Origin of the sequence: Rhizobium sp. CIAT894 (assembly GCF_000172795.2) — a bacterium.
GTDB lineage: Bacteria > Pseudomonadota > Alphaproteobacteria > Rhizobiales > Rhizobiaceae > Rhizobium.
Genome location: NZ_CP020952.1, coordinates 551,718 through 569,887, shown reverse-complemented (window position 1 = coordinate 569,887; position 18,170 = coordinate 551,718). Strand labels below are relative to the sequence as shown.

Here is an 18,170-nt window from a genome sequence, read left to right as displayed (position 1 = left end):
CAATATGAAGTATCGCTGATCAAGACAATATGCTTCACCCGCACAAGGTGTGGCGATGATAAAAACAGCAATCCGCGGGCAAAAATCCGATCATGGCCCCGGCGAAACGCGGCCTGCACCGATGTTCGTGGCGGGCTGGCAATGCGCGAAGATCAGACGAAGCTCACGAGAGGGCGAAGATTCTGACCTCTCTGCCGATGCCCTGAAGTTCCGCCATCCGCGAGGCCGATGTGATGCCGCTGTCGCGCAGGATATCCGAAACCTTGATATCGCCGACGATTGCCTCCGTCGTCATGATCACATTGGGATCGGCAAGGCCCTGGACGCGCGAGGCGATATTGACGGTCTGGCCGAAATAGTCCTGCCGGTCGTTCAGGTTGACGGCGAGGCATGGGCCTTCATGGATGCCGATCTTCAGCAGAAGATCGTCGCTGCCGTGTTCGGCATTCAGCCGCAGCATCGCCTCCCGCATCCTGAGCGCGGCCGCCACCGCGCGGTCAGGGCTCGGAAAGGTCGCCATCACGGCATCGCCGATGGTCTTGACGACCGCGCCTGCCTCGGTGGCGACGATCTCGTGCAGAACTCTGAAATGCGCCCGCACCAGATCGAAGGCGGCAAGATCTCCGACGCGCTCGTAGAGCGCGGTCGAGCCTCTCAAGTCGGTGAAGAGGAAGGTCAGGCTGGTGATCTTGAGGCGCTGGTCGACGTCGAGCGTATCGGTCCGGTAGATGTCGCGGAAGCTCTGGTTCGTCAGCAGTCGTTTGGCTGTCAGAAAAGGCCGCCTGCGCCCGAGAAGGTCGTGCAGGTCATCTCCTGCAATGCAGACGTTCGGCACCACTCTGCGGTCGGTGTGGTTTTCGAGGGTGAGCCGCAACTGGCCGGGACGAAGGGTCAGCGTTTCGTTGAGTGCATGCGCCCGGCTGATGACCATCGAAAGGGTTTGACGTTCGCCGGTAGGCTCGCCCTTCACGTCGATGAACTGTGCGGAATGCGTGACCGCATCGAAGATGATGACGAACTGCGCCGGCAGTTGCAGCGAGACGAAAGCCTTCTCGCCCGGAGCCAGCTCGATCATCTCCAGCTGGATACGCGAAAACTTCGCTTCCAGGTCCTCCGGCAGGTCGACACCGGAGGAGAAGAAGATCTGGCGGTAGTACTCGAGCGGAGGCAAGCGATCGGGGTCGTGGGCGGCAATCCTGCGCACTCTCGGGCTGACGGTGAAGGTTACCTCGACCATCTCGTCGAGCGTCGGCTCGTATCCGGCCGCGCAGAGTGCGCAATGATAGGTCTCTTGCGAGACCCCTTTGAGGGTTGCGCCGCTGTCAAGGACACCGCCGCATCCCGGGCAAAGCACATTCCAGGTCATTTCGAACGCGCCGATGCGGGCCGCATGCAGAAGCGCTGCGATGGTTTTCTCTTCATCGAGGTGATGCTGATTTGCGAAAGCGAGTGCATTGATGCGATTGAGATCGCGGTCCGAGCCATGTTTGACGACGTTTTCGATGCACTCGATCGTCTGCGGGTCGGCGGCCTGCCGCAGGGCGGCAAAAAGTGCGTCCATTTCGCTCATCAGATCAGTCTCCGTGCGCAGAACCCACGGCGGACGACGCCAGGACCGCGATCATAACACGGGAATTTCTTAATAGAAATCGATAGGCCCGGAGCTGCTCAGGGAAACGATTGAAGCCGCGCGCGCTTGGTTGTGGATCCCAGGGTCAGGTGCAAAGCCCTGGGATGACGGGAGTGGGTCGGTGCATTTCCAACAGGGATCGACCGCGTCGCATCCGATCCAGCTTTAGGACTTCAGGCGAGGTGAGCGAGGATATCGTCGACGACACCTGTAATGCTACCCGCCGTGTCGATATTGATGCCGACGGGAAGATACTCTCGGCTATCATGGTAACGCAGTACCAGAGCCCGCTCGGCCGGCTCGAAGCCCGGCTCATTGGGCCGCCCATCCAATCGTCGGTTCAAGGTCTCAACGTCGATGTCGAGCACGAAAACTTTATCGAACAGGTGTAGGAATTTGTGGAAATTGCGCGAGCCGCCACAGAAGAAAGTAGCAGGGCGGGTGGTGTCGGCAGCAATGGCGCGGACTTTTTCAGTCGGCCAAATCCAATGCGCGTATCCCCAGGCAATGCGGTCGGTGCCTTCGGGTGGTCCTGCGAGTGCGCGGCCTGTCTCGGGGTCGCCCACATATGCCAGGACGCGGTCGCCATGGACAACATGATAGCCCCGCCGCTCCAGTTCGGAAGCGACAGACGTTTTTCCAGTGCCCGAACTGCCTTCGATCAAATAGTTTTTTATGCCCATGAGCGCTTTTATCACGGCCTTCGATCCGGTGATAAGACCTCTACGTGCGCACGCTCACACAAAGAATTCAGCGATCGCCTGCAGCCCGGCACAATGCGGTGGCGGCGAATATCTGGTGGGCGCGCGCGCCTTCGCTCCGGCCGGAAAGGCCGGTGGGGCGCGTCCCGAGAGCGGACATACCCCCGAGGTGAGTTTTCCGGCCGGCGCTACACGCCTAGACTGGAAAGCAATTCGTCGAGCTGCTCCAACTGCTCCGGCAATGCGGCCGCCGAGCCCTGTAGTGCTTCCTCAAGCGCCTCCTTGGACGGATAGACTTCGTGGAACTTCAGCAGCGTCTTCCCGCCCTGTTCCTCGAAAGTCACGGTCGTGATGGCGCCCTCTTCGTCCTCGTCGTTGGTCCAGACGATGCGCTCGTTCGGCACCACCTCGAGATACCTGCCGTAGAAGGCCATGGTGTCCGACCCGTCGGCGCCGAATTCCAGCCGATATTTGCCGCCGGTACGGACGTCCATATCGCACGATACGAGCGAAACGCCGGTTGCCGATTTTGGCACCCACCACCGCTGGAACAGCTCGGGCTGGCTCCATGCCTTGTAAACCGTGCTCGGCGGCGCCTCGAATGTCCGCGTCACGATGAGTTCGCGATCTCCTTTGCGCTCGACCGACGTGCGGTTCTGCGCATCGCCTGCATTGTCAACTTGCCGATTCATCGTTTCCCTCCCGTTTCATCTCGCTGATGATTTCGTCCAATGCTTCGAAGCGGGCCTCGAAGAGCTTGCGATGCGCCTCGATCCACTCGGCCTCCGCCTTGAGGCCGCGTTTCCCAAGCTTGCAGGTTCTCACCCGTCCGACCTTCACTGCGCACCAAGCAAATTGCCATTGTCGGAAGCACCTCCGGGAACGCTCCACGTACCAGCACCAACAAGTGTCACCCGGCACTGCCGGGTGACAGATCGTCCTGATGACGTTGGATAAAGGCCGCGGTCCGGTCGATGTCGTCAAGACCTGATGAACGAGAGCAGGTCGGGGTTAAGGACATCTGCATGTGTGGTCAGCATGCCATGGGGGTAGCCCGGATAGGTCTTCAGCGACCCGTTCTTGAGCAGGTCGACCGCACGCGGCACGGAACTTGCGAATGGCACGACCTGATCGGCCTCGCCATGCATCACCAGCACCGGCACGGTGATCTTCTTGAGGTCTTCGGTATAATCTTCCAGCCAGGAGGCGACAGTCGCGTGGTGAGCGAGAGCACCACCGCCCATGCCCTGACGCCACCAGTTCGCAATGATTGCCTCCGAAGGCTTGGCCCCATCGAGGTTGTACCCGTAGAACGGATTCTCAGGGACGAAACGGTAGAATTCCGACCGGTTGCCCAGCACGCCCGCGCGGATAGCTTCGAACCACTCCGGCGGCTGACCGGACGGGTTTTCCTCGCTCCGGTACATGTTCGGCGTCAGGGAAGCGACCAGCACCGCCTTCGCGACCCGCTCCTGGTGGCGGGCGACATAGCGAGCCACCTCACCGCCGCCTGTGGAGTGGCCGATGTGGATCGCGTCGCGCAGGTCGAGGTGCTCGGTCAGGGCCGCGAGGTCGGCAACCCAGTGGTCCATGTCGTTGCCGGTGCCGGGCTGGTCGGACCGGCCGTGGCCGCGCCGGTCGTGGGCGATCACCCGGTAGCCGTGGCCAAGAAAGAAGGTCATCTGGGCGTCCCAGTCGTCCGCCGACAGCGGCCAGCCGTGGCTGAAAACGATCGGCTGACCTGAGCCCCAGTCCTTGTAGAAGATGTTTACGCCGTCCGTGGTCGTGATTGTAGGCATCGTGTCGCTCCATCTGCTCTGTTGAACATTCGTTTTTCGATACAGCTGATTGCGAAATACCTCCGGCGAGGCGTGTTCGATCATATCTCAAAACTGTGACGTTGACTAAATCCCCTCTTTATCAAGGACAAATACCTTGTACGTTCGAGCTATGCCTAGAATGTATAGCGAGGACCCGATGGAACTCAGGCATTTGCGCTATTTTGTTGCTGTTGCGGAAGAGGGAAGCTTACTCACCGCAGCCGAGCGGCGGCTACACACTTCCCAGCCCTCACTCAGCAGGCAAATTCGCGATCTGGAAACCGAAATCGGTGTAAAACTGCTGGAACGGCAGCCGCGCGGCGTGACGCTCACCGCCGCCGGTAAAGTGTTTCTTGATCACGCGCGGCTGGCCTTATTGCAAGTCGAGGCGGCTGCGGAAGGGGCCCGGCGGGCGGAACGGCCGCAAAAGCAGTCGTTCACTATCGGTTTTCTCGCAGGACAAGAGGTCGTGTGGCTACCCCATGCATTGCGCATTATTCGTGAGGAAGCGCCGGAGGTTGAAATCATACTGTCCAGTCAGTCTTCCCCGGACCTTGCTCTGGCACTGATGCGAGGCAAGCTGGACGTCGCTTTCCTTCGCCCCGAGACGCAGAGTGTTGGTGTGTCCTTCAAGTTTTTAGCCAAGGAGCCACTGATCGCCGTACTGCCGGCGGACCATCGCTTGACGTCTCGCAAAAAGATCCGGCCGCAGGACCTTGCCCGCGAAACTTACGTCAGTTCGGCTAGAATTTCTCCCGTATTGCAATCCGTGATCCAGGATTACGCGTCGGAAATTGGGATCACCCTCAAGGCAGAGTACGAAGGTGACGGTCTGCCATCGGCAATGTCGCTCGTCGTGTCTACAGGTGGAATAACGCTTATTCCGCTTTATGCGCAAAATATGCTGACGCCAAATGTCGTTGCCAGAGCACTTGAGGGTGTGCCTCCGACAATTGATCTCACCTTAGGATACAACGATTCAAATTCCTCACCTTTGCTCCGCCGATTTTTGTCTCGTTCTGATGAATTGGTCGCCAACGTACAAAATCAGAGCATCATCCGCTATGCTGAGGTTCCATAGTAGAGATCAAGCTCAACCGGCCTCCCGAAAGCTGCAAGTCAGCTCGCGGCCCATGTCAGCCATTGCCGATTACGGCGCGCAATGACTGCTAAGAAGGCGCGAAGCTGCCGAGCGCAGCCGTTATGCGCGTTGCGGAATTTCCTGTTATGCCAACCGACGACGCAGAGGATCATTTTGGAGGAGAGGGCGAGTGGCCGAAATTCCAATTCGTTGTTTTGCCGTGTCGGTCGTTGTCATCCGCGAGAGGATGGCTGGATATGAGGTGCTGCTTTTACGCCGAAATCACACGTTGATTGGTGGGTGGTGCCAAGTGGCCGGCGGGATCGAGGATGGCGAGAAGGCCTGGGAAACTGCGTTGCGAGAGGTCCGTGAAGAGACGGGCCTGATCTGCGACTTTCTCTATTCTGCAGATATCTGCGAGCAATTTTATGAGGCGGATCGCAATGCCATCAGCATGCTGCCCGTCTTCGTCGGCGTTGTGAATGCCGAGCAGGCAGTTGTTCTCAATGATGAACACAGCGAATTTCAGTGGGTCTCATTCGCAGAGGCCGTGGAGATGGTGCCGTTCGCCGGGCAGCGTCATGTTTTAAGACATGTCGAGGCGGAGTTCGTGCATCGGGAGCCGGTTGGGCATCTTCTCATTCATGAGATGTCGCGGAAAATTTAAGTTTCTTCGAAGCCGATGACCTCTTCGAGCCGGGAGCGGTCACGAGGCTTCTCTGCGGCGAGCGGGTCTTGAGCCCAGGCCAGCCGGGAAACGCGAAGCGGGTTTTCAGTTCCTCTTATAGATCCGCTTCAGCGCCGCCAGCAGTGCGTCCATCTCATCGGGTGAAAACAGGTCGATGAAACGCTGCTCATGCGTGTCGATCAGCTTGCGCGCCTGTGCGAGTATCGCGCGTCCCGCCTCTGTCAGATGCAGTTCCTGGCGGCGGCGGTCGGCTTGGGAAGGCCGGCGCTCGATCAGGTCGCGGGCCGCCAGCCGGTTGACGAGGGCCATCATGGTGGCGCGGTCGGTACCGAGCGTGTTGGCAAGGTCGATCTGCGATGCGCCGGTGTTGACCGCAAGCAGTTCCATCACCGCCAGCTGTTTCTGCGTCAACGCCAGTTGCTCCATGGTTTCGGCGAAGTCGCGATAGATCGCGACATGCGCCATGCGCAGATGAAAGCCCAGGAGATTGCCGAGCCGGCCGACGTCGAGCGGCGGCGTTACGGACGCCTCTTCGCCCTCTACATCGTCCTGCGGTGCTTTCGTGGTCATTGTTCGTCTCGCCTTGTTCAGGCGTCATAACCATCAAAATCAGCGGGTTAGTCAATATCGGCGGCCGCAATTTCTCCGACGCCCGCCCGAATGAGCAGATTGCTGCAGACGGCTCTTGCATCTTCGGGAAAAGATATTAGTATGTGTTGCATACAAATTTGGTGCCTGCTGTGGGAGCGGTGGGCATGGGAGGAAATCATGGCGCATTCCTTTTCCGGGGTGGCTTCGCAGGCGGATTGCGGACTGGTGACGGATGACCCGATCCTCTACCGTGCCCGCGTGGCGGGGGATGGTCAGGCTCTGTTCGAGATCGCTACCGGCCGGCAGTTCACCTATGCCGAGCTCGATGCGCGGATCGCCCGCTGCGCCGGCTTTTTGAGCGGTGTACTCGGAGCACGGCGGGATGGGGCGCGGGTCGCCATGCTGGCGCGCAACTCGATGGATTCGATCGTGCTGGCCTTTGCCTGCCAGCGTGCCGGCGCCATCTACGTGCCGCTCAACTGGCGCCTCAACGCCGCCGAGCTTCGGCCGATCCTTGCCGATTGCACGCCGGCGCTCCTGATCCACGACGAGGAGTTTTCGGTTGCCGTGGCGAGCCTTGCGGATGCCGACGCCGCGATGACGGTGATCTCGACGGTCGATGGTCCGGCCGGGCTCGCCACCCGGATCGAGGCGAGCCTTCCGGCCGGACCGGTGCCTGCCGATGCCGATGGAACCTGCGTCCTTCTCTACACGTCTGGCACGACGGGACAGCCGAAGGGTGTCGTCATCACCCGCCGCAATGCTTTTTTTGCCGGCATCAATTTTTCCTTCGTTGGCGAGATCGGGCCTCAAACCGTCGCTTTGTGCGACCTGCCGTTCTTCCACACGATCGGGCTGATCGCGGTGGCGCGCACCACATTGATGCTGGGCGGCACGCTCGTTATCTCCGACCGCTTCACCCCGGCGCGCACGCTGGCAGCCCTTGCCGACCGGCAGCGCGCCATCACCCATTATTTCGCCGTGCCGCAGATCGCACTCGCCTTGCGCAGCGATGCCGCCTATAGCGCCGCCGCACTTTCCGGCCTGCACGCGCTCTTCGTCGGCGGCGCGCCGCTGACGCAGGCGCTGATTGAAAGCTACCTCGAAGACGGCGTCGCGTTGGTCAACGGTTACGGCATGAGCGAGGCGGGAACGGTGCTGCATGTGCCGATCGACCGGCGCGCGGTGCAGGACAATCCCGGCAGCGTCGGTCTGCCGGCGCCGTTGCTCGACATTCGTATTGTCGGCGAGGACGGCCGCGACGTTTGCGACGGCGAGATCGGTGAACTCTGGCTGCGCGGCCCGGCGGTGACGCCGGGCTACTGGAACAAGCCGCGGGAAAGCGCTGCCGCCTTCACCGACGGCTGGTATCGCACCGGCGATCTCGGCCGGCGCGACGCCAACGGCTTCTATCGCATCGTCGACCGGCTGAAGGACATGTATATCAGCGGCGGCGAGAATGTTTATCCGGCCGAAGTCGAAGCCGCGCTGGTGAGCCATCCCGATATTCTCGATGGCGCCGTCGTCGGTATTCCCGATGCCAGGTGGGGCGAATGCGGCATCGCCTATGTCGTGCTGCGGCCGGGTTCTGCGGCAACCGGCGAGATGATCGCCGGCCATTGCGCCGAACGGCTCGCCGCCTTCAAACGTCCTGCGCGCATCCTCTTCGTCGAGACCATTCCCCGCACCGCCTCCGGCAAGGTGCAGAAACACGTTCTGCGCCAGCTGCATTCCGAAGAAACCTTTCAACGACAGGCCTGACGCGGCCTCCGGCTTTCATGCCGAAACCAATGGAGTGATCCCATGAGTGAAAACAACAAGACTGAAAACCAATCGCCGGTTCTGGTCGAATTCGACAACGGCATCGCTTTCGTGACCCTCAACCGTCCGGAAAAGCGCAATGCGATGAACCCGGCCCTCAATGCCCGGATGCTCGAGGTGCTCGACGAACTCGAGGGCGACGAGCGCTGCGGTGTGCTCGTCCTGCGCGGCGCCGGGCAATCCTGGTCCGCCGGCATGGATCTCAAGGAGTATTTTCGCGACAATGACGGCAAGCCGCGCGATGCCACGCTGAAGGCGCGGCGCCAGTCCGGCGGCTGGTGGAGCCGGTTGATGTATTTCGAAAAGCCGACGATCGCCATGGTCAACGGCTGGTGCTTCGGCGGCGCCTTCACGCCGCTGGTTTCCTGCGATCTTGCCATCGCCGCCGAAGAAGCGAATTTCGGCCTTTCCGAGATCAACTGGGGCATCCTGCCGGGCGGCAACGTCACCCGCGCGGTCGCCGAAGTGATGCGCCATCGCGACGCGCTCTACTACATCATGACCGGCGAACTGTTCGGCGGGCGCAAGGCTGCGGAAATGGGGCTGGTCAACGAGGCCGTGCCGCTCGCCGAGCTCGAAACCCGGGTGCGCAAGATCTGCGCCAGCCTGCTCGAAAAGAACCCGGTGACGCTGAAGGCCGCCAAGGACACCTATAAGCGTGTGCGCAACCTGCCGTGGGATCTCGCCGACGACTACATCTACGCCAAGCTGGAGCAGATGCTGTTTCTCGACAAGACCAAAGGGCGCGACGAGGGGCTGAAGCAGTTCCTCGACGACAAGACCTACCAGCCGGGGCTCGGCGCCTACAATCGCAGCCGCTGAGGACATGAACCCGGCCCGCCGGGTCGTGAGCGGGCCGATCATCGGGAGGAGGATAGAATGAAAATCCATGCCGCGGTGGCGCGTGCGCCGCATATGCCGTTTTCGCTGGAAAAGCTCGATCTGGAGGAGCCGCGCGAGGGGGAGATCCTGGTTCGCGTCGTCGCGACCGGGGTCTGCCATACCGATATCGTCATGCGCGACCAGCACCTGCCGGTGCCGCAACCGGTCGTGCTCGGTCATGAAGGTGCAGGCATTGTCGAGCGTGTCGGGCCGGGCGTTGCCAAGGTGGCGCCGGGCGATCACGTGGTCATGACCTTCAATTCCTGCGGTCATTGCCCGAGCTGCAACGATCACGAGGAGACCTATTGCCACGAATTTTTCCCGCGCAATTTCTTCGGTTCGCGGGCCGATGGTTCGAGCGGGCTTTCCTACCGGGGAGAGCGGGTGAACGGCAATATTTTCGGACAGTCCTCCTTTGCGAGCCATGCGCTCTGTCATGAGCGCAACATCGTGAAAGTGCCTGAGGACGCCGATCTGGCGCTGCTCGGGCCGCTCGCCTGCGGCATCCAGACCGGCGCCGGCGCGGTCATGAATGCGCTGAAGGTCGAACCGGGAAAAGTGCTCGCGGTTTTTGGCATGGGTTCTGTCGGGCTTGCCGCGGTCATGGCGGCGCGGGTCGTCGGCGCTTCCAGGATCATCGCCGTCGATGTCAATGAGACGCGGCTGGCGCTTGCCGCCGAACTCGGCGCGACCGATATCGTCAACGGCAAGGCGGGCGATGCGGTCGCCGCGATCATGGCGCTGACCGGCGCCGGGGTCGATTATGCGATCGATGCCTCCGGCGTGCCCGCCGTCATCGATCAATGCGTGCGCGTGCTGGCGCCGCGCGGCACTTGCGGCATCGTCGGCGCCTCGCCGTACGGCGCAACGCTGACGCTCGACCTCACCCATATCCTCTCCGGCGGACGCCGGGTGCGCGGCATCGTCGAAGGCGATTCCAATCCGGACGTGCTGATCCCTCTGCTGATCGACCTTCACAGGCAGGGCCGCTTCCCCTTCGACAGGCTCGTCACCTTCTATGATTTCGCCGATATCAACCGGGCGGTGGAGGACTCGGAAAAAGGCATCGTGCTGAAACCGGTCGTGCGCCAGCCGGCCGTCTGACACCGTTCAAGGGAGGAAAGAATGAACACCATGACCCCGATCGCCAGCGATACCAGCCCCGATGCCATGAAGGCGCTGCTCGAGCGGCAAAGGGCATCCTTCGTGAAGGAAGGGCCGCCTGATATCGAGACCCGCATCGATCGCATCGACCGCGTCATCGCCCTTCTCGTCGATCATAAGGATGCGATTGCCGCGGCTCTGTCGGAGGATTTCGGCAGCCGCAGCGTCGAGGCAAGCCTGCTTCTCGACGTTTTCACCTGCATCGGTTCGCTCAAATATGCCAAGGCCCATCTGCCCGAATGGCTGAAGCCGGAAGAACACGAGGCACTGTTCCCGGATGCGGTCGCCAAAGTGGTCTATCAGCCGAAAGGCGTCGTGGGGATTCTCAGCCCCTGGAATTTCCCCTATCAGCTCGCCCTTGCGCCGCTTGCCGGCATTCTTGCCGCCGGCAACCGCGCCATGATCAAACCGTCGGAGGTCACGCCGGCTTCATCAGCTCTGATGGCGGAACTCATCGCCGGCGCCTTCGACGAAACGGAAATATCAGTGGTTCAGGGCGGACCGGCGACGGGCACGGCCTTCACATCACTTGCCTTCGACCATCTGATCTTCACCGGCGGCACGGCGATTGCCCATCACGTCATGCGGGCGGCGGCCGAAAACCTGACGCCGCTGACGCTCGAACTCGGCGGCAAGTCGCCCGTCATCGTCGGCCGCTCGGCCGATCTCGCAGACGCGGCGCGCCGCGTCATGACCGTCAAGACGCTGAATGCCGGCCAGATCTGCCTGGCGCCTGATCATGTCTACGTGCCCGAGGAAAGCGTCGAAGCCTTTGCCGAACATGCGGTGGCGGCGGTCGCCGCGATGTATCCGACGCTGAAGGAAAATCCTGATTACACGTCGATCGTCAACGGCCGCCATCATGCCCGCGTCCAGGGCCTGGTCGAAGACGCCAGGGCCAAGGGCGCCCGCATCGTCGAGATCAATCCGGCGGGGGAGAATTTCTCGCAGCAGCCGGCCCACCGCATGCCGCCGACCCTGATCCTCGATCCCACCGACGCTATGCGCGCGCTGCAGGAGGAAATCTTCGGGCCGGTGCTGCCGGTTCTTCCCTATCGTGATATTGCCGACGTCATCGATCGCATCAATGCCCGGCCGCGCCCGCTTGCCCTCTATTATTTCAGCGGGGATCACGAAGAGGAGCGCCGTGTTCTCGACAATACGACCTCCGGCGGGGTGACGGTCAACGACTGCATGAGCCACGTCACGGCGGAAGGCCTGCCCTTCGGCGGCGTCGGCCATTCCGGCATGGGCGCCTATCACGGCAAGTTCGGTTTCCTCGCCTTCTCGCATCCGCGCGCCGTCTATCACCAGAGCAGGATGGTGGAAGCGGAATATATGATGCGGCCGCCCTTCGGCGAGGCGATGCGCGGCTTTCTGGCCGCGGCGATCTGCAAGTAGAGCGACATCGCCGGAGCCGGGCGTGAGATTTTGTTACGCCCGGCCGTTGCGGCTTACGGCAGCTTCCTGATGGTGCTGTAAATGATGTTGCGGTTGGTGCCGAACCAGACCCTCTTGTCGACCGTGTTTTCCGCCGCGCTGGCATTGGCAATACGCCACATGTCTGCCTCGGAACGCTGGAGAAGCTCCCAGTTCATATAGGATTCCATATATCCGTCATCCGCCATCTCATCGGAGAAGTTGGCAAACAGAAAGATGCCACCCGGTTTGAGCATTTCCATGCAAATCTGCGTGAGCCGGATTGCGACCTTATCCGTGAGATAATCGTACAGGCCTGCGGCGTAGATCAGATCGAATGTGCCAATGTGATGCTTTCGCGCGAGCAGGCCGCGCACAGATCCATCGATAGGCTCGACACGGGTCCCGTGGAACTGGCTCGAGATCGAGCCAATGCTTTGCGGATCCTGATCGAGAGCCACCCAGCGTTTCAGGCGGCCTTCCGCCAGTGCTGTGGATGCCTCCGCTTCGCGAAGGTGACCGGCGGCGATGGCCAGAACCTCGGTATCCGAACCGGTCCGCGCGGCTGTGTCATCGACGTAGCGGGTCAGGATGTCGCGCCGTTCCCTGACGGCCACCGGGCCGGGCGCGTTGATCGTGTATTCGAAGATATCGAGACCGAGATGGGTGGATCTGGCCACCTCTTCGGCCACCGCCGGATGTCCATAAATAAAGTCTATCAGACTGGCATCACCGGAATAACCGCGCGGCTTTTCGAAGGACCAGCGCGTGAACGGGCACTGCTGCAGGATCTTTGCCGAGGGATGGGCCTGAATCAGCGGGATGAGCTTCTGCCACACGGCCGCGCCGCATTTCTGGCGGACGTCGTGGAGCTGACCAATCAGCCACCTGACGGCCTCAGGCAGGTCTTTGCCGGCGGCGAACCGCTGCATTGCAAGGCTGATGACAATCGCAAACTCGGCCTCCGCGGTGCGAAGCAGGCCTGTTTCGTGATCCTGGCTGGGTGAGAGGAAGTTATTGCTGACGGACTGCGGGGTGATCAAGCTTTGGCCATCAAGGGAAAAGAGCGGCTGTGCCACGGAACCTCACACTGGTAAATAACAACTTAAGAGATAAGATAAAATCCTCAGCAATTTCTTAACGTCAAGTCAAGGTCCGCGGCAGTAGTCGCCACCGCGCCACTTAATTTTAGAAAATATTAGTGAAACCGAGAGATACCCTGCCGGCTTAGGGGTTGTTTGCGCCTTATCGGTTGATGTGCAGTGGGCGTAGGGGTATCCAGTTTCAGCGGGCGGTCTGCGTAGGGCAACGGCTGCAAGTTGTTTGGGTGGCAGGGGCATGATGCACGTGTTAGCCGAGACCGCAGTCGCCACAATGCGGCCAACGCTGTCGCCAGAACGGCTGCGTCGGCTTTATAAGCAGCGGAGCGAGAGCAGCCGAAAGTGCGCGACGCGCAGCGGCCTCTGGATCGCCGTCGCTGTTTACTTGGCCTATGCCTTCACGGACTATCTTTTTATTGGCGATGTCGTCCAATACACCATCGCCGGCCGGTTGGCGGTAGGCGCCGGCGCGCTGTGCATGCTGGAGCTCCTGCTCTATCGCAAGGCAAAAGCCGACACGGTCGACATGGCCGCGGCGGTATCCGTGCTGGCAGCCTATCTTGTCTGGCTTCTCACCGCCCAGATGACCACGGTCAGGGAAGCGTTCTCATACTATATGGTTTTTGGCGCGATCTTCATGATGAGCGTCAACCTGTTCTTCAGTTTCCGGTTTCCGCTTGCGCTTGCGGCCTCCGTCACCAACGTGCTCATCTTCGTCGGCGCTCTTTATCTGTTCGCGCCTATGTTGCTTCTGCACAAGCTGATCCTCGGCGCCTTCTGTATTTCCTGTTTTATTTTCACGTCTTACGTGAACCTTCAGCTCAACAGAGAGCGCTATAAGGTCTTCCTGAATGCCCTTGAAGCCAGTTTGCAGCAAGCGGCCGCCGAGGAAAGGGGCAAGGCGCTCTTGCACCTCTCGAACACGGACTCGTTGACGGGCCTGGAAAATCGCCGGGCAATCGATCAACGCCTGCGTGATCACTGGCAACGCTGGCAGGACCAGAGGGCGCCCTTTGCCGTCCTGCTCATCGATGTCGATTACTTCAAGCACTATAACGACTGCTATGGTCACCAGGAAGGTGATCGGTGCCTTGTGGCCGTATCCCAGCTTCTCCAGAGCGTGGCCTCGTCCTACGGATCGATCATCGGGCGATACGGCGGCGAGGAATTCATCGTCATCGCGCCCATGCAAAATTCGGAAAGAGCGTCCGCACTCGCAGAAGCAATGTGTGCCGCCGTCCGCGCGCTGGCCTGGCCGCACGAGCACCGGCGGGACGGGACCACTGTCATCACCGTCAGTGTCGGCGTCTCCTACACGCGAGACCAGACCAAGCAGGTCGACAAGGTCATTCATGAAGCCGATCGCGCACTTTATGCCGCCAAGGCAACGGGTCGCAACACCGTCGTGGTCTTCGATCCTGACGACCCGCAGAGCAGCGACGACAGCGAGGATATCGCCGCGACCCTGAAGATCGCGCTTGAACACGGCCTCGTCCACCTCGTCTATCAGCCGATCCGCAACGTCCAGACCGGCAAGACGGACGGTGTTGAAGCTTTGATGCGTTTAAGGATGCTGGACGGAACCGCGGTGCCGCCTGACAGATTTATCCCGGTTGCGGAAAGGACGGGTTCGATCGTTAAACTCGGCCGGTGGGCCATTCGCACTGTTTGCCGAGACCTGCTGGCAACCGACCTGGTGGAGGTTGCCAGCGTCAACGTTTCGCCGATCGAACTGAAGACGCCGGGTTTCGCCAGCTATATCGCAGCAACGCTGGCAGAATTCGACGTGGCGGGCGCCAGGCTTGCTTTCGAAATTACCGAAGGGGTCGAGCTGGAAATCGACCAGGACCTGGTTCGCTGCATCAGCGACCTGAGGGCGCTCGGCGCTCAAGTTTGGCTCGACGATTTCGGCACAGGCTTCGCCGGGCTCTCGTGGCTTCGCCTGATAGACTTCGACACCGTCAAGATCGATCGGTCCTTCCTCCATGACAGCAATACGGAGAGAGGCAAGAGGATGCTGCTCGACATCATCAGCCTGCTGCGCAATCGCGGCGTGAAGATCCTCGTTGAAGGCGTCGAGACGATCGAACATCAGTTGCTGATGCAGCAATATGGAATCAACCACATCCAGGGATATTACATCGGACGGCCCGCGCCGGCTGCTCGGCTTGAAACGGATAACGTGCTGCCGTTCAGCATGGCCAGGAACCTTGATTCGAAACGCCTGTCTCGGAATGGGCCGTAGGTTCGGATCCGTTCAATTGCCAAATTGCGCACCTTGTGAAACGCGACCGCACAATATTTATCGATTGCGTGGGCGCTGTTCTTGAGCGCGCCAATCCTTCATGGGCTGTCGACGGTTGCGCGGATGCCCAACAATGAACCGACTGTGGTGATGAAATCTGGAAAGATCAGTCCGGTTGTTTGATCTCGATAGGGCTTTTCATGATGATTTCATGATGCGGGAACGGGATAGAGACACCAGCTTTCTTGAAGGCATCCCACAGCGCCATCAGGACTTGCCCACGAACATTTGTCAGCCCGTTCGCTGGATCCGAGATCCAGAAGCGAAGCCGAAAGTCGAGCGACGACGCGCCAAAGCCGGTCAGCCAGCAGACGGGCGGTTTATACTGATTTGCGACCCGGGGTACCGTCGATGCCGTCGCAATGGCGATCCTCACGACTTGATGGGGATCGCTGTCATAGGACGTTCCGAAGTCGACGTCTATTCGTACATAATCACTCGAGAACGACCAGTTGACCACCTGCTGCGATATAAAGTCTTCGTTCGGAATGAGGTACTCCTTGCCATCGCGGGTGATGACAGAAACAAACCGCGAGCGCAGGTCACGGATCGACCCGAACGTGTCGCCAAGTGTGATCGTGTCACCCGGCTTGATTGACTTGTCGATCAAGATGATAATGCCGGATATGAAGTTTGATACCACTTTTTGAAGGCCGAAGCCGATTCCGACGCCGACTGCGCCTGAGAAAATGGTCAGCGCCGTAAGGTCGACCCCGGTCGCCGACAACGCGATGGCTCCCGCGATTATGATCAGGCTGATCTTGATGAATTTGCTGATCAACACCTTGATGGAAGGCGACAAATCGGCCGACTGCTGAACCCAGTGGGAAAGCATATTGCCAATGAGGACGGCTATCCAGATCAAGGCGATCGCCAACGCGAGGGCTTTGAGCACAAGCAGAAGTGAGAGTCTCACCGCACCTAAATTAATCGCGAGCTCGTCAAGAGCAGATAGAACCGGGCCGTCCAGACCGACCGCATAAAGAGCGATATAGCTCCAGCTGACGATCGCGACGGCGCGTGACAGGGTAGGGTTGCGGATGATTTTGGTCAGGACGGAGATGACGAACCATGCTGCTGCCAGCGTCAGAGCCGTGGACACAAGCCAGCGTTGCGAGGGCCACGCGCTCTTGCTCAACACGACGTTTGCGAGCCACAACCACCCCACAAGGAAAAGCCACATCATCCGGCGCATAGGAGCAATGATGACCCGAAGCAGGTCTGGATTGCCCTTGATCTGGCGCGCCTTTGCCTCCATCGCAGGCTCCGTGCGTGACGCAAGCAAGGACGCAAAACTGTAGCCGGCGACGATGATCGCAAGCTGAAAGAACGTCCATTCGTTCAGAATGAACGTCGTCAGCCACTGCTCGGCGAAGTCGGTCATCTGCCTGATATTCATGATGATGATCCGATGAATGTCAGCTAGATAAAACTATCGCATGAGTTTAGTTCATTTGGAGGGAACAAGCACCAGCATTCCTCAGAAGACTCAATGATTTACTATCACCTCAGCGCCGAAGAGATCAAAGAACGCGCGAGCTGATGGAGATCCTGGCGCAGAGGAGACGGCATCAACCTGATGCCATCTCCCTCAATGTGAACGGGAATCGATGCGTGAATTCTTGGGGCGCTTTATATTCTCTTTAATCCTGCAATGTGCGAGACGCTGATTGGCGGCAGGTGGTATACCGGCATGAATGCTTCGATCAGATGAGTGCCGTCCACCGGATGAACCCTCCTCGTGCAGGAGATCTCGCCGAATTCGAAGAAAACCAAAACTTAAGGGCAGTGGCGGGCTCAATCGAGCCGCAGCGACTTGCCCGAGCCGGCATCGAATATATGGAGCTTGTCGGTGCGAGGAGCGACAGTGACCACTTGTCCGGGCTCGAACTCGTGGCGTTCCGAGAATACGGCGACAAGCTCGCCCGGCCCGTAGCGCAGGAACACCATCGTTTCATGGCCGGTGGGTTCGGTGACGCTGACGGTTGCCTTCAAGCCATGTTCGGCCAGCGACAGATGTTCGGGCCGAATGCCGAGCAGGACGGGCTGCCCGTCGGTTGCTTCCGGGATGAAACCAAGTGCGATCTCGTCGCCGGTCTCCGTGACAAAGATGGCGCCATCGGCCTTGTAGCGGCCTTTCAGCAGGTTCATCGACGGTGAGCCGATGAAGGTTGCCACAAACGTGTTGTTGGGACGGTCGTAAAGTTTCAGCGGCGTGCCGATCTGTTCGACCTTGCCGCCCTGCATCACCACGATCTTGTCGGCCATGGTCATCGCTTCGACCTGGTCGTGGGTGACGTAGATGGTGGTGGTTCTCAGCCGCTGATGGAGTTCCTTGATTTCCTTGCGCATCTGCACGCGCAGCTTGGCATCGAGGTTCGACAAGGGTTCGTCGAACAGGAAGACTTGCGGCGATCTGACGATGGCTCGGCCCATCGCCACGCGCTGCCGCTGGCCGCCCGACAGCTGGCGCGGATAGCGGTCGAGATAGGGCAGGAGGTCGAGGGTTTCGGCCGCTGCCTGCAGGCGCTGTTTGATGAGTTCGGCCGGCTGTTTCTGCAGGCGCAGCGCAAAGACCATGTTTTCGGCAACGGTCTTGTGCGGATAGAGTGCATAGCTCTGGAAGACCATGGCGATGTCGCGGTCTTTCGGCGGCAGGTTGTTGACGACCTTGTCGCCGATCGAAATGGTGCCGCCGGTGATGCTTTCCAGCCCAGCGACCATGCGCAACAGAGTGGATTTGCCGCAACCGGACGGGCCGACGAGCACAACGAACTCGCCGTCGCGAATATCTATATCCACGCCGTGCAGGACATTGACGGCGCCGTAAGCCTTCTGCGCCCCTGAAATATTGACCTCAGCCATGTGCCTCCCACTTGCTTTCGGCGCCCCCGAGCTGCCTCAGGGGTCTGCATGTCTTGCCGTGTGTCCGAGAGGATGCGGCAGGGCAAAACCGGCCGCGCGCCTC

At 60.2% G+C, this 18,170-nt stretch carries 15 protein-coding genes and 1 pseudogene; 7 read left to right on the top strand and 9 right to left on the bottom strand.

Going from position 1 to position 18,170, the window contains the following annotated elements:
- Nucleotides 1-163: 163 nt before the first annotated feature.
- From RHEC894_RS31460 to RHEC894_RS31440, 5 genes and pseudogenes are all read right to left on the bottom strand, one after another.
- Nucleotides 164-1,570 (bottom strand): adenylate/guanylate cyclase domain-containing protein, encoded by a 1,407-nt coding sequence (locus tag RHEC894_RS31460; protein WP_085740527.1) that lies wholly within the window; start codon nt 1,568-1,570, stop codon nt 164-166.
- Nucleotides 1,571-1,803: 233 nt separating this feature from the next.
- Nucleotides 1,804-2,313: a hypothetical protein gene (locus tag RHEC894_RS31455; RefSeq protein WP_010067504.1), complete on the bottom strand. Its 510-nt coding sequence runs from the start codon at nt 2,311-2,313 to the stop codon at nt 1,804-1,806.
- A 206-nt stretch (nt 2,314-2,519) separates the two neighbouring features.
- Nucleotides 2,520-3,023 (bottom strand): SRPBCC family protein, encoded by a 504-nt coding sequence (locus RHEC894_RS31450; protein ID WP_085740526.1) that lies wholly within the window; start codon nt 3,021-3,023, stop codon nt 2,520-2,522.
- Nucleotides 3,007-3,168, bottom strand: a pseudogene (locus tag RHEC894_RS31445) (ArsR family transcriptional regulator); the annotation flags it as partial. The pseudogene RHEC894_RS31445 and the gene RHEC894_RS31450, both read right to left, overlap by 17 nt.
- A gap of 143 nt (nt 3,169-3,311) precedes the next feature.
- Nucleotides 3,312-4,130 (bottom strand): alpha/beta hydrolase, encoded by an 819-nt coding sequence (locus tag RHEC894_RS31440; protein WP_085740660.1) that lies wholly within the window; start codon nt 4,128-4,130, stop codon nt 3,312-3,314.
- Nucleotides 4,131-4,308: 178 nt separating this feature from the next.
- Between RHEC894_RS31440 and RHEC894_RS31435 the strand changes: the two genes are divergently transcribed.
- Nucleotides 4,309-5,232 (top strand): LysR family transcriptional regulator, encoded by a 924-nt coding sequence (locus tag RHEC894_RS31435; protein WP_085740525.1) that lies wholly within the window; start codon nt 4,309-4,311, stop codon nt 5,230-5,232.
- A 190-nt stretch (nt 5,233-5,422) separates the two neighbouring features.
- The gene (locus RHEC894_RS31430; protein WP_085740524.1) at nt 5,423-5,899 is read left to right on the top strand and encodes an NUDIX domain-containing protein; all 477 of its coding nucleotides are present in this window, start codon (nt 5,423-5,425) and stop codon (nt 5,897-5,899) included.
- 105 nt (nt 5,900-6,004) lie between these two features.
- Here RHEC894_RS31430 and RHEC894_RS31425 read toward each other — a convergent pair whose 3' ends face one another.
- Complete coding sequence (locus RHEC894_RS31425) at nt 6,005-6,490, bottom strand: MarR family transcriptional regulator (RefSeq protein ID WP_085740523.1); 486 nt, start codon at nt 6,488-6,490, stop codon at nt 6,005-6,007.
- A 198-nt stretch (nt 6,491-6,688) separates the two neighbouring features.
- On the opposite strand from RHEC894_RS31425, the gene RHEC894_RS31420 reads away from it, so the two are divergent.
- The 4 genes from RHEC894_RS31420 to RHEC894_RS31405 are packed head-to-tail and all read left to right on the top strand — an operon-like array spanning nt 6,689 to nt 11,779.
- On the top strand, nt 6,689-8,272 hold the full coding sequence (locus RHEC894_RS31420) for an AMP-binding protein (protein WP_085740522.1): 1,584 nt from the start codon (nt 6,689-6,691) through the stop codon (nt 8,270-8,272).
- A gap of 42 nt (nt 8,273-8,314) precedes the next feature.
- Nucleotides 8,315-9,154, top strand: coding sequence for a p-hydroxycinnamoyl CoA hydratase/lyase (locus RHEC894_RS31415; RefSeq protein WP_085740521.1), 840 nt, complete (start codon nt 8,315-8,317; stop codon nt 9,152-9,154).
- Between the two features lie 57 nt (nt 9,155-9,211).
- The gene (locus RHEC894_RS31410) at nt 9,212-10,318 is read left to right on the top strand and encodes an NAD(P)-dependent alcohol dehydrogenase (protein ID WP_085740520.1); all 1,107 of its coding nucleotides are present in this window, start codon (nt 9,212-9,214) and stop codon (nt 10,316-10,318) included.
- Between the two features lie 21 nt (nt 10,319-10,339).
- Nucleotides 10,340-11,779, top strand: a complete 1,440-nt coding sequence (locus tag RHEC894_RS31405) for a coniferyl aldehyde dehydrogenase (RefSeq protein ID WP_085740519.1) — start codon at nt 10,340-10,342, stop codon at nt 11,777-11,779.
- 53 nt (nt 11,780-11,832) lie between these two features.
- Here the strand turns inward: RHEC894_RS31405 and RHEC894_RS31400 are convergent, their stop codons facing one another.
- On the bottom strand, nt 11,833-12,876 hold the full coding sequence (locus RHEC894_RS31400; protein WP_085740518.1) for a class I SAM-dependent methyltransferase: 1,044 nt from the start codon (nt 12,874-12,876) through the stop codon (nt 11,833-11,835).
- A 262-nt stretch (nt 12,877-13,138) separates the two neighbouring features.
- Here RHEC894_RS31400 and RHEC894_RS31395 point away from each other — a divergent pair, with 262 nt between their 5' ends.
- On the top strand, nt 13,139-15,142 hold the full coding sequence (locus RHEC894_RS31395) for an EAL domain-containing protein (protein WP_089152770.1): 2,004 nt from the start codon (nt 13,139-13,141) through the stop codon (nt 15,140-15,142).
- Nucleotides 15,143-15,308: 166 nt separating this feature from the next.
- On the opposite strand, the gene RHEC894_RS31390 is transcribed toward RHEC894_RS31395, so the two are convergent.
- Nucleotides 15,309-16,601, bottom strand: a complete 1,293-nt coding sequence (locus RHEC894_RS31390; RefSeq protein ID WP_085740516.1) for a mechanosensitive ion channel domain-containing protein — start codon at nt 16,599-16,601, stop codon at nt 15,309-15,311.
- Nucleotides 16,602-16,999: 398 nt separating this feature from the next.
- Nucleotides 17,000-18,067, bottom strand: coding sequence for a sn-glycerol-3-phosphate ABC transporter ATP-binding protein UgpC (gene ugpC, locus RHEC894_RS31385; RefSeq protein WP_085740515.1), 1,068 nt, complete (start codon nt 18,065-18,067; stop codon nt 17,000-17,002).
- Between the last annotated feature and the right edge of the window lie 103 nt (nt 18,068-18,170).